Genomic DNA, 10660 nt, shown 5'->3' with positions numbered 1-10660 from the left:
ATGGAAAGCATCTTTAAAATTGACTGGGTAAATATTTTATTTGCTTGTTGCCTATTTTCCTATCTATCTTCCCTATTCCCTAATAACTAAAACAAAAAACTATTAGACATATCCAATAATCAAAAATAAAATCAATTATTGAACAGAAATCATCAACTATTTTCCCCTACTCCCTACTCCCTCTTAGGGAATATGAATAAACAAAAACTTTTTTTTGTATAGAAAGCATCTTTAAAATTGACTGGGTAAATATTTTATTTGCTTGTTGCCTATCTTCCCTATTCCCTAATAACTAAAACAAAAAACTATTAGATATATCCAATAATCAAAAATAAAATCAATTATTGAACAGAAATCATTAATTATTTTCCCCCTACTCCCTACTCCCTACTCCCTACTCCCTCTACTGTAAAATTTCAGTAAATAAAGCTTCATAACTATTCAAAGCATTTTTAGACCCAAAATTTTCCTCTGCATATTTTCTCCCTTGCTGACCAAGTTGCTGAAGTTTCTCTGGATTTTCATATAACTCTACAATTGCTTGTGCCAAAGCTTGAGAATCTTCTGGAGTAACCACTATTCCACCACCACTTTCAGAAACAACTCTTATTGCCGTACCTGTATCTGGCACAGAAGCTACTATTGGACGACCACTAGCAAGAATAACAGGAATTTTTGAAGGTAAATTAAAAGCAGTAACATTCTTCTTCTGTATTACTAACCCAATATCAGCAGCAGATAACATTTCTGGTAATTTTTCTCGTGGTACTAAAGGGAGCAAAAGTACATTATCTGCTTGATATTGCTCACAACACTCTTTTAGTTGTTGACGTGCTTTTTCTTCCCCCAAAATTACGAAACGAATTTCCGATTTTTCCTTGAGACTAGCAGCAGCTTTAACTACCGTTTCTAACCCTTGAGTTAGAGCAATATTCCCAGAATAAACAACGACAAATTTATCTTGAAGATTATGTTCCTCTCTAAATTGATTATTCTGATCCAGAGGTCTAATAAAATTAAGGTCTACCCAATTAGGAATACAAACAAGTTGGTCTGAATCAACCCCTTGTTCAACTAAATTAGTGACAAAATCTTCAGCAATAACACTAATTTTCGTAGCTCTTCGATAAGCTAATTTTTCCACACCTTGAGCTATACGTACTATCCAACTATCTTTTTTAACTAACCCAACTCTTACAGCAGCTTCAGAAACAATATCTTGAACATTTAAAACCACAGAAGAATTAGAAAATAATCCGTAAAAACTAACTGGTAAAGAAATTAATATAGGAGGAGTAGTTGCAAAAATAACATCAGGTTTCCAACCATTAAAAGCTTGCCAAAGACTAGAAAAAATAAAACTACCATCTAACAATAATCGATCTAAAACTCCTAGTTTAGAACCTTGAATATAGATATAACTACGTTGGACTGTTACACCATTTAGTTCCTCAGTTAGAAAAAACTTTCCTTTGTATTCATCATAAATTTTACGTTCAGGATAATTTGGCATACCAGTCACTACACGAACTTGATGACCACGTTTCACAAAACCTTCTGCCAGTTCAGTCATTAAGGGAGCAATGCCAATTGGTTCTGGGTAATAATTATAGGAATAAATAAGAATACGCATAGTTTAACTAATTAAGTTAATATTTCGAGCATAACTATATAGAAGATAAAAGCCTTCTAAATTGCTATAGCAGTCGAAGGAAAGGTCCCGAACAAATTAAAAGCTTTAAAATTCAGACAATGCAAGATTTTTCCTTCTTCCTTCTTCCTTCTTCCTTCTTCCTTCTTCCTTCTTACTTCTGCTATATAAAAAGGGGTTGAACATATATATTTCAATTAAAAATCAAGTTTTTTAATTTATTTATTTTCTCATCTTTTAGATATAGATATTTCACAAAACTTCTTTTCTTTAATAATCAGATTTTAAGCTCCTGTTATCGATTTATGCAAAAATATCTAAATGTAACTAATAGTTCAATTTTCTCAGTTTATTGATCATAAATATACTTGAGGCTAGTTAAGCTTATAATTTAAGTTATAATAATCAGATTTATCCAGATACAACTAAAAACAAATAAATGTTCTGATAATATTTAAGGCTAATATTTAAGGCTAATATCTTAGTGAGAAAAAATTTATAGACCTAGAACTAGAAAGAGAAGGAAAAAGTATAGTATTTTAATTATCCTAATAAGCTCCACCACTTTTCTTAAATAAGATTCCCACAGTCTTAATAATTAACCTTATATCGTACATTAGACTCCAATTTTGTTGATACTTTAAGTCCAACCTAATAATATCTTCAAAATTTTTCACTTGAGAACGACCATTAACTTGCCATTCTCCTGTCATACCAGGTTTAACATCTAAACGTTGCCATTGAGGTACTTCATAACGTTCCACTTCATCAGGAGTTGGGGGTCTAGTTCCCACTAAACTCATATCTCCCCTCAGTACATTCCAAAACTGAGGTAACTCATCCAAACTCTTTCGCCTCAAAAATTTACCAACTTTAGTAATTCGTGGATCGTTTTCATTTTTAAAGATTGCACCTTGAGCTTGATTCTTGATTTTACTCTTAAGTTGTTCCGCATTTATACACATAGAGCGAAATTTCCACATTCGGAAATTTTTTCCCATCCAACCACATCGTATTTGACCAAAAAATATAGGACCAGGACTATCAAGCTTAATAAAAATAGCGATGGGAATAAACAAAATACCTGTAATAAATAATCCTACTAAAGCACCGACAATATCAATCAGACGTTTTACCCAAGATTTGATAGAAGGATGGGTAACAGGGAGTTGATTTTCTTCTGGTTTACTATTGCTCTTGCTTTTAACTTCTGAATTTGGGGTTTCTTCGATGATTAAAATTTTGTCTAGTCCAGTTAAATAAAATACTCCCATAACTAGAGAATTAACGCCAGATAGTATAAATTCTATATTTTTTTCTCTTGCTATTTTTAAACTTGTGACTAGAGAACCAATTCCACAACTATCGATAAAATTAGTGCTACTAAAATCAATAATAATTTTGTCTGTAGTATTTTCTGATTGGAAAAGTTTTTGGCAAGTTAATTTAAATAATTCTGCCTCTGATACAGTAAAACGAAGAGGTAAACGAATTATAGGAGTTTTATCCCTCAAAGTTACTTGAATATTTGTTTCTGAGGTTTGGCTGACCATAAAATCTTGGTTCCTATTTTTCATTATTATAGTTTTATTTCTATAAAAGTTATTTCTGAGATTTTTTTGGCATAATCAACTTAATAATTATGTTCAAATGATCGTATAGAAATAACCTTGATGGTTAGACCATCTTCTAGACTAATGATTAGCAATGGTTAGATACTAATGTATGAATTTAAAGTATACTAACCTCTGCCAAATACATTCGAGAATAGAACATATTTAGATGGTATCAGCAGAAACCAAACTCTATTTTCTGTTAATCTAGCTATATCGCCATCATAACACCAAAATAAGTAGGGTTTGCTGAAAAAGTCTTTATAGTAGGGGTAGGAGACAGGAGACAACCCACCCCTAACCCCTCCCAGGAGGGGAACAGGAGAAATGGGAATGAGCGAGGGGGTAGTCGGAAAAATTGAGGGACAATTTTTCTGTCATCATTGTCCCAAAATACTAGCTTTATGCAGCTCTTGCCACCGAAAAGCTGACATTTTTTGAGACTTAAACATTGCTAAAACCAATATCAGTCAATGCGCGTGATATTTAATCAGCACTAAGTAGGGTTTGCTGAAAAAGTCTTTTTTAAGGAGTAGGGGAGTAGGGGAGTAGGGGAGTAGGGGAGTAGGGGAGTAGAGGAGTAGGGGAGAATTTTTTTGCCCAACTCTTCTAAAAATGCGCTCCTTTTTGAGCATGAAGAGCTGAAAACCATGTACTTTTTCAATACCTAAAAAGGCACTTACCTTTATCTGGCAATTATTTGATATTTAATCAGCAAGCCCTAAGTAGAATCAATTTGAGTGGGTTGTTACTCACTACCGAGCCTAGTGCCGCTACGTGGAAGTCAGAATTCAGAAGTCAGAAGTCAGAAGTATTGATTGGTAAGACTTTTAGGATTTTGTAACTGGTCAGTTATTTCCGCCATTCTGCACTAGTTTTGATGAATGTATGATTAACCCACTCAAGATTACCTGTCTAGTTATAGATATTTTCAGAGCGTGAAGTTTCACGACCTCCTTTAACTCTTGCCTTAGCTTTAGTAGCACTGCGCTTGAGAGCTTGAAGTCGTGCTTCATATTTGGCCCTCTGTCGTTTTTTGGGGGTTTGTTCGATTAAAGTTTTCAGAGCACTGCCCAGACTTTTATAGGCATTAGGAAGAGAGTAACCGAAACGAGTTGCTAGGGCGATCGCCTTATCGTCTGCTTCTATTGCTTCTTTGAGATTACGTTCTCCATTATTCTTCATATAGAGTCTATACCCAGATACACCACACAAAGCTAAAGCTAGAACTAAAAGTAGACCATCCTGTACCCATAGCTCGCCCACAGCACCCCCTAAACCAATAGCAAGGGCTGCCATTTCCCAACCATCCCTGGGAATTGTATCGTTTTGAATTCTGGCCACTTCATGCCAGAATAATAGGTTACGTTGGTCTAATGCTAATTGCTCCCAAAGTGTGAGGTCGATGGATATTTCTATTTGGTCTTTGCCTATTTCTTCGCTGCGAATGAGTGGGGGATTGACTTCAATGGACTTTTCTACCATGACCCAACTTTGTAATTCTGGTGGTAGTAAGCCTTTTAGGCGTCTAATTTCACTCATTTCGGCTCTGGCAGTGGCAGTAGCATAAGATGTCATAGTTTGTTTGAGTCCTATAGATTTTTCAACACTTGACACTCTCACCGTTAAATCGGAGATTATAACGGGAGATTCTTGTATCACAGATTCTTAACTAGATAACAACTCAACCTGTTTGATTTGTACCCCCGTCAGACCATCTCCACAAGCTTTTTCTTTAACCGTGTGCCCCACGGCTATTAATCCTCACCCACCCCTCTTGCTCCCCTCCCGGGAGGGGATGGGGGTGGGTGCAGCAGCTACATCACGATCTATTTGATAATTACAGTTGCTGCAATTATGTTTTCTATCAGACAATTTCTTCTTCTGAATATGACCACATAAAGGACATTCTTGAGATGTATAATTCTTGTCAACTTTCGCATAATACTTACCTCGTTTCCAGCAAACATAAGGCAATATTTCGTTGATAAACTGACCAACTCCAGAATCCAAAGATTGTTTTCTAAAAATGCCTCTAGACCAAGACTTAAAATTCAGATATTCAACAAAAATATTGTCTGTAAAATCGCAAAATTGATGAGCTAGTTTAAAATGCCAATCTCGTCTTGTATTAGCTATTTTTTCATGTAATCTAGCTATTTTATTCTGGAGTTTTAACCAGTTATTTGAACCTCTTGTTTTCTTCTTAAGTCTTCTTTGCAGCAATTCTATCCTCCGGAGGAGCTTCGCTTTCAACTCGCGCAGTGAACTCAATAAAAACTTAGGAGATTTGATTAATTTGCCAGTGGAAGTAGCTACAAAACTTTCTATGCCTGTATCTATACCTAATGATCTTTCACCTATTAGATTTTCTGGGACCGACTCTGATGAAAAAAAGGTAATCATCAAATAATAACCAGTTGCTTTTCTAACTATCCTAGCTTGTTTAGCTTGAAAAAAATCTGGATACGGCCTACTTTGTCTAATTTTTATCCAACCTAGTTGAGGTAGTTTCATCCTATTATTACCTAAACAATTTTTCAGCATGGCAGGAAAAACAAAGCTTCTCATCTTTTTCTTAAATCTAGGGAAGCCTTTACCCAGAGATTTCATTTCCGAAAATGCCCTGTCTAAAGTTTTTAAAGTTTGTTGTAGAACTTGAGCATTTTCATGTCGGCTCTTAGCCGAAACTGACTTTAATTTAGGGTTAGTCTTCTTCGCTATTGTTAGGTTTTTTGCTTGATAATTGTAATTAGGATAAGCTGCATCAGCATGGATAATATATTCAGTTAGGATTGAGCAACTATTGATTGGTGACTTCCTTGAACTTAACCAATCTTTACGCTCTCTTAAAGCGTAATTATATACACTTTTACAAACATCAAGAATCTGGTTGATTTCTGCCTCTTGATGCTGAGTTGGTTTAAGCTTGTATTGGTAAGTTAAAGTAATCAACTTTGTTATTCAACTTCTAACTAAATACTATTTAATTTTAACACAAAATCTGTTGGGAGAACGTGCAATTAATTTACATTTTTGTAATTCATCTCACCACTAAATTAAAAATTATAACGGGAGTCCTCTTTCAAGATTCTCTGATAGTTTACCTTAACTACTCCCCTGGCTCTCTGCCGAGGGGATTCTAAGTAGATACTACGCAACAGGATAAATCCGTGTTCCTCCGTCTGTTCTTAGCTAAAATACACTCTCTGGGGACAATTTCATTGTGCCCCTACACAGTTGCCTTAAGTTTAACCTTAGTTTTCTGCTTACTTTTGTGATTATATTTGCAGGGACCTGACAATCTGCATTAATTAACCAATTATTATTACTTCTATACAAACCACGCTTTATTCTTTTTCCTGATGGTTTCCAATCATCGGGTTTTTCACCATAAATAGGCAGATCGTCACCATATAAAAATTAAGCAATACTTGTATAACTTTCTTCAGATGAGTGAGAGTCATATTACTTGGTAAAGCAAATTTTTTAGGTAAAGATTGGATAGCTAATGCTTCTGCTACTGAAAGACGACGAACTTTATATGGATGTAAATGAACTTCATTATTTCCATAACAAGCTGTAGGAGAATAACGCCATCGATGAAGGCGTTTATAAGATTTTTTTCCATCATCTCCTTCTGCTACTTTCTCGAATTTTACTAGACCAGCTCTTGGTTGAAAATAATGTTCTGAATTAGGATGAGAAACAACATTATTTTGCCTAAACCAATATTCAACTGTTAGTTCTTTAGGTATTCCATCCGGGCAATCTATTTGAGAATTTTCTACAAAGGTATTTGTCTGAGGCCAAGGATAAGAAAAGACTTGATTTTGAGGATACAATACATACTTTTCCCAGGGAAAAATATTTTCAGGAATTACCTGAGTATAGTTAATATCAAAACCTTTATCTTTCAGTAAGTTACATCGGAAGCCTATTAAAATAATTCTATATCTATCCTGGGGAACTCCATACTCAATAGAATTAATTAAACGTTCGGTAATGATATATCCGTATCTATACAACTTGCGCTTCATTTCCTCATAAAATGCTCGATGTTTTTTGGTTGACCATAAACCTTTAACGTTTTCAAATACAAAAAAATCTGGTTTTTGTTGACAAATTAATTCTATATAAGCATCTGATAATTTACCATTTTCTCCACTTTTCCCTCGGTTTTTTCCTCCTACTGAAAAGTCAGGACAAGGAGGTCCGCCAATAAATCCGACAAAATCAGAATTTTTCTGAGCATTTTTGACTAATTCTTGTAAATGGGTTTTTCCATTTTCCCCAGTTAAATTAACTAATATCATGTCCGGATAATTAGTTATAAAAAAACTTTCTCCTTCAACTCCAGTTATTCTTCTTTCTTCCCTCTTTACTCCTGACTCCTGACTCCTGACTCCTGACTCCTCCGTAGTTATTTATTTATCACTGTTCAACCGGACATGATATAAATCGTCTTCTAAATATCCATACTCTGGCTCAGATATTTCTAATAATTGTCGAGCATAACGATAAGCTCTCATAAAGGGAGAAAATTTTTCATTGACAAAGACAACTTCAAAGCCACTATTTTCAAAGCCTAAGTCTAGAAAGCCACAACCTGAAAAAAAGGAAAATATTTTGATTTTTTGCACCATTTACTATAAATAATTTAGCGATATTAAGGTTTTGTAGATTGATTAATTCTACCTCAGAGAGTAATTTTACCGAATAATTAAGGTTGAAAGTCTCTACGCATCAAGGAGAAAAAATATAGCAGTCGAAGGAAAGGGCGATGACATATCAAAAGCTTAAAACTCAGGCAAAGCAATATGTTTCCTTCTTCCTTCTTCCCTTTTCTTTCTGCTATAAAAATAATCCTTTTAGTTAATCCTCTTTTTTTAAAGAGAGGTAATTGTTAATTATTAATTGTTGAGTAAGAAACTTTTGCTTAAATATTCTTTTAACCTAGTAAAAATTAGGTGGCGATCGCCACAAATTAAAGATATAGCAAATATTGAGTTGCTAAGGAGATAGACTGATCGTGAATCAAATACGGTCTGATTTTTTCCGACTTTTGCCTTCTGAACTGGTTAAGAGTTCCTTGCTATACAAACATAGGCAATTAAGAGTTATTCAGTTTAATCAATAATCTGGGTCTTAGCTTTGAGGAAATCAGAAATAGGAAACTGAGATGGCAATAATTATATTTTAGATAGAGCAAGCTTTTATACTATTTGTGGCGTTTTGTCAATGTATATAATTACTCAGGTATTTTGACTTATGCAAAATTTGTTTTTTTGAGCTTATTTTAGCTCGCTGCAAATCGCAATATCTAGGATATTTTTAACGTAAATACTGGGTTGTAGCTTGATTGAAAGGAGGTTATTTTTGTTTTAGATATAACATTGGCATCATACCTTAATGTTCAGAGTATGATACAAATCGCTGAAACAACGCAAGCTCGTGAAATATTTTGTAATAATTGAGAAAAAAAGGGATTTTTTTGATTTGCACAAACAATCTTAAAGTCTATTTAGATTAGTAAAAATTATCTTAATTCTCTTGGCCTCAAGTTTTGATTTAAAGGTAGTTTGCGATCGCTTAAACTTAAAACTAAATTTAAAAAAGGCATTAAATATTAATCTATGATTCCGGTGGCCTGTAGCCCAATATTTTATATCTCGTAGAAATTAGACTTCGCAGCAGTTGTTAGGGAATAGTGAATGATGAGAGATATTTGAGCGATCGCTTTGTTCAAAATCTACTCACAAATGTCAATTTGATTAAGTATAGAATTGTTCGGTTTAAGGAAGGATATATTTTGTCAAACTATTCAAATATTTCCTCATATACTCGACTAGATACTTGTTCGATACTGGCAGTAGAATTGAATGATTTTAGATAAAAAATAGCTTTTCAACTTTCAACTTTTTACTCAGGCAAAATTATAGTAGACAACTTACTAAGTACGTTCAATAATTAATAATGGATAATTACCTCTTCCTTTTAGGAAGAGGATTGAATAAAAGGAAAATTTTTTGGGTGCATCTCAATTTTGAATAGAGCCAAAAATTTATCGCTTTTAGACAACAGCTCATCTGGCAATAGGCAACAGGGAATATATAGGAAAAAAGTTATTTTTGCAAATATGAGATGCACCCAAACTATCGAATTATTTGCTATGAGAATATCTGTGAATGAGATGAGATTTGTCTTCCAACTAGATTCTTCTTAAATGCCGATAGTAATATTTAAACAAGTTTTGATAAAAATAGGTTTTCAGATTCTCAAAGCTATAAAAGTATTTGGGAAGATAAATAGTATTTTATTGATAATTATAATTAGAGGTTCCTGTCACCCCTGAAAAGGAGAGGCGACTGACTTTAATTCTATTACCACATCTTAAAAGACTATTAAATAAGTTAATCTTTCAAATCACTATCAATGAGAACTGCGATAAAAAGTGCAGGTTCTTTACCATTATTTACCCACGCGTGATTAGTGCCTCGTTGAACCACAACATCAAATGGTTTTAACTGAACTTCATCATCATCTAGTAATAGAGTCACATTTCCTTTTAGTAAAATAATATAATCTATTGTTTTTGTTTTATGCATTCCAGGATGTCGAGTTGTATCGACTCTATCTTGAGATGCACCTATTTCGGCAAAAGCTATAGCTGCTAACTCCTCAAGCTTTTCCTTTGGCACTCCCTCCGGAATAGGATTTATCGCAAAATATCTAAACTTGGTTCCTCCTTTTGGAGGAGACAAAAGTACATCAGTATCAGCTCTATCAATTTCATCAAGAGTATTTATTTGATTTCCATCAGTGTTCCATATTTCAAATAGTCCTCCGATTTCCTTACCTATCGATCTTGCTGGGGGTCCATCAATCATTATGATTGATTTACCATCAGTATTATGTCCGGTAACAATTCTTCTCAATCCTTCCATAGCTTTTCTTTTTAATAATTAATAACTAAAAGATTTACCGAGATATTTTAGCTTGCTAGTCTTCTATATCTAGTAGTAAGTTTAGGTCTTTTACCATAAAAAAATTATTTGCTAAATACTCACTTCAAAAAATCTATTCAAAAATTTAAAACAAAAATTTCAAATGGGTAGTCCTAGTAGTCCTATAGATGTGCTAATTTTTTCCCAAATTATCTGTGACAAAATTGATGGATGAAATGAGAATTCCCCCTTTTAACTCCCCTCAATCAAAATTACTGGAGTTGAAAAATTATCTCCTCAGTTGCCAGTCTCAGAAAATTAGTAAATTCACCAAACGAGCGACAATTATTTTTCTGAATAAGTGCTAATTGTTGCCCAAATTATCTGTGACAAAATTTATAGATGAAATGAGAATTACCCCTTTTAACTCCCCTCAATCAAGATTACTG

General features: G+C 33.8%; 8 protein-coding genes. 1 reads left to right on the top strand and 7 read right to left on the bottom strand.

The genetic code is table 11. The features are described 5' to 3' along the window. Positions 1-403: 403 nt before the first annotated feature. From F6K54_RS01165 to F6K54_RS01140, 6 genes are all read right to left on the bottom strand, one after another. Positions 404-1633, bottom strand: a complete 1230-nt coding sequence (locus F6K54_RS01165; RefSeq protein ID WP_293073296.1) for a glycosyltransferase family 4 protein — start codon at positions 1631-1633, stop codon at positions 404-406. A gap of 566 nt (positions 1634-2199) precedes the next feature. Continuing rightward, the gene (locus tag F6K54_RS01160) at positions 2200-3204 is read right to left on the bottom strand and encodes a sugar transferase (protein WP_293073390.1); all 1005 of its coding nucleotides are present in this window, start codon (positions 3202-3204) and stop codon (positions 2200-2202) included. Between the two features lie 975 nt (positions 3205-4179). Next, the gene (locus tag F6K54_RS01155) at positions 4180-4842 is read right to left on the bottom strand and encodes a DUF3318 domain-containing protein (protein ID WP_293073293.1); all 663 of its coding nucleotides are present in this window, start codon (positions 4840-4842) and stop codon (positions 4180-4182) included. A 186-nt stretch (positions 4843-5028) separates the two neighbouring features. Further along, a complete protein-coding gene (locus F6K54_RS01150) occupies positions 5029-6219 on the bottom strand; it encodes a transposase (RefSeq protein ID WP_293073291.1) in 1191 nt (396 codons plus the stop codon). A 395-nt stretch (positions 6220-6614) separates the two neighbouring features. Then, complete coding sequence (locus F6K54_RS01145; RefSeq protein WP_293073289.1) at positions 6615-7580, bottom strand: DNA cytosine methyltransferase; 966 nt, start codon at positions 7578-7580, stop codon at positions 6615-6617. A 111-nt stretch (positions 7581-7691) separates the two neighbouring features. Continuing rightward, positions 7692-7910: a DNA cytosine methyltransferase gene (locus F6K54_RS01140; protein WP_293073287.1), complete on the bottom strand. Its 219-nt coding sequence runs from the start codon at positions 7908-7910 to the stop codon at positions 7692-7694. Between the two features lie 1064 nt (positions 7911-8974). On the opposite strand from F6K54_RS01140, the gene F6K54_RS01135 reads away from it, so the two are divergent. Beyond that, complete coding sequence (locus tag F6K54_RS01135) at positions 8975-9160, top strand: hypothetical protein (protein WP_293073285.1); 186 nt, start codon at positions 8975-8977, stop codon at positions 9158-9160. 517 nt (positions 9161-9677) lie between these two features. On the opposite strand, the gene F6K54_RS01130 is transcribed toward F6K54_RS01135, so the two are convergent. Next, the gene (locus tag F6K54_RS01130; RefSeq protein WP_293073283.1) at positions 9678-10211 is read right to left on the bottom strand and encodes a cupin domain-containing protein; all 534 of its coding nucleotides are present in this window, start codon (positions 10209-10211) and stop codon (positions 9678-9680) included. Positions 10212-10660: the final 449 nt, after the last annotated feature.

It is taken from the genome of Okeania sp. SIO3B5, assembly GCF_010692555.1.
Taxonomy (GTDB): Bacteria; Cyanobacteriota; Cyanobacteriia; order Cyanobacteriales; family Microcoleaceae; genus Okeania.
The sequence above is the reverse complement of the archived record's forward strand: the minus strand, read 5'-3'. Positions and strand labels throughout refer to the sequence as shown.